We start from the raw sequence: 1,736 nt of genomic DNA, 5'->3' as shown, positions 1-1,736 counted from the left end.
TGCGGGCCGCGTCGGCGACGGCTTCCCGGCCGCCGCCCGCGCGGGCGGCGGCGTAGCCGACGAGGAAGGTGGTCAGCGGTGCCGCGGGCCGGGCGACGCCGTGTGCGGCGTCGCGGGCCAGGTCGAGCAGCAGGGTGGTGTCGACGTCCAGGTCGATGCCCAGCTCGTCCTTGACTGCGGAGATCCATTCATCCAGCACGTGTCCATGCTCCCTGATGCGTGCCCTGGCGGCGGCGATGTCGTCCCAGGTGTCGCAGTCGAACGACGCCACCGGGTCGAAGAGGCGGGTGAGGTCGAGCGCGGCGGTCAGCCGGCGCAGCGGCAGCCCGGTCAGGCCGCCGTGCCGGTCGGTGAGGGCGGCCAGGGCACGGCGCAGCGCACCGGTCCGGTAGGCGGCCACGAGCGGCTGGTCGTGGCCCTCGGCGTCGGTGAGCACGACACCGTCGGCGGTGCTCGCGTCGAGTGCGGTGACCAGCCGTTCGACGGTGTCCGGGCCGAGGAAGGGCAGGTCGGCCGAGAGCAGCACGGCCAGGCCGGCTCCGGTGTGCCGCAGTCCCGCGTCGAGGGCGGCCAGCGGGCCTCCGCCGGCCGGCTCCTCCCGGGCCCACACGACGGGCCGTGCGGTGGGCCGGGGATCAGCGACGACCACGGTGGTGCGGGCGCCGGCACAGGCGGCGAGCACCCGGTCGATCAGGGCCCGGCCGCCCACGCGCACCCCGGGCTTGTCGGCGCCGGAGAGCCGCCGGGCGGCACCGCCGGCGAGGACGACGGCGTCGTAAGGGGTGTGCTCCGGGTCCGGCGCGCGCCGGGCGCCGGAGCCGGGTCCGGCACCGGGATCACCCGGAGGCTGGTACTCGGTCACCCCCCGAGTATGCGCGGCCCCCGCGATCACGGGGAACGCGGGGGCGCGGGAAGGGCGGCGGTGTCACGGCCCCGCCGGACACCGGGGTGTCACAGGGTGCGCAGCAGCACCGCCGGCTGTTCCACGCAGTCCGCCACGTAGCGCAGGAAGCCGCCCGCGGCCCCGCCGTCGCAGACCCGGTGGTCGAAGGTGAGCGACAGCTGGACCACCTGCCGCACGGCCAGTTCGCCGTCGTGGACCCACGGCTTCGGCACGATGCGGCCGACGCCGAGCATGGCCGCCTCGGGGTGGTTGATGATCGGCGTGGAGCCGTCGACGCCGAACACGCCGTAGTTGTTCAGCGTGAAGGTGCCGCCGGTCAGGTCCGCGGGCGTCAGCGTGCCCGCCCGGGCCTTCTCGGTCAGCCGGGCGAACTCCGCGGTGAGCCCCTCCGCGTCCCGCGTGTGCGCGTCCCGGACGACGGGGACGACGAGCCCCCGGTCGGTCTGCGCGGCGAAGCCGAGGTGGACGCCCTCGTGCCTGACGATCTCCCGGGCCGCCGTGTCGACGGAGGAGTTCAGCTCGGGGAAGCGGGCCAGGGCCGCGGTGCAGATCCGGGCCAGCAGCGCCAGCACGGAGATCTTCGGCCCGCCGGACGCGTTCATCGCGGCCCGCGCCCGCATCAGCTCCGTCGCGTCGGCGTCCACCCAGCAGGTGGCGTCCGGGATCTCGGAGCGGCTGCGGGTCAGCTTGTCGGCGACGGCACCGCGGACGCCCTTGAGCGGCACCCGGGTGCCGGCGACCGGTTCCCCGGTCACGCGCGCCGCGCCGGCGGTGACCTCGGGCGCCCGGGGCGTGCCCGGCGCGTGGTCCGTGCCGTCGAGGCGCTGGGCGC

At 76.5% G+C, this 1,736-nt stretch carries 2 protein-coding genes; both read right to left on the bottom strand.

Translation table 11 applies throughout. The features are described from left to right. Positions 1-862 (bottom strand): molybdenum cofactor guanylyltransferase (locus tag G3I53_RS04855; RefSeq protein WP_164438045.1); only part of this gene is annotated, 862 nt, incomplete at its 3' end. Between the two features lie 89 nt (positions 863-951). Next, the coding region (locus tag G3I53_RS04850; RefSeq protein WP_164438044.1) for a dihydrolipoamide acetyltransferase family protein at positions 952-1,736 on the bottom strand (785 nt) is incomplete at its 5' end.

This window comes from Streptomyces sp. SID14436, from assembly GCF_010548465.1.
Taxonomy (GTDB): domain Bacteria; phylum Actinomycetota; class Actinomycetes; order Streptomycetales; family Streptomycetaceae; genus Streptomyces.
The sequence above is the reverse complement of the archived record's forward strand: the minus strand, read 5'-3'. Positions and strand labels throughout refer to the sequence as shown.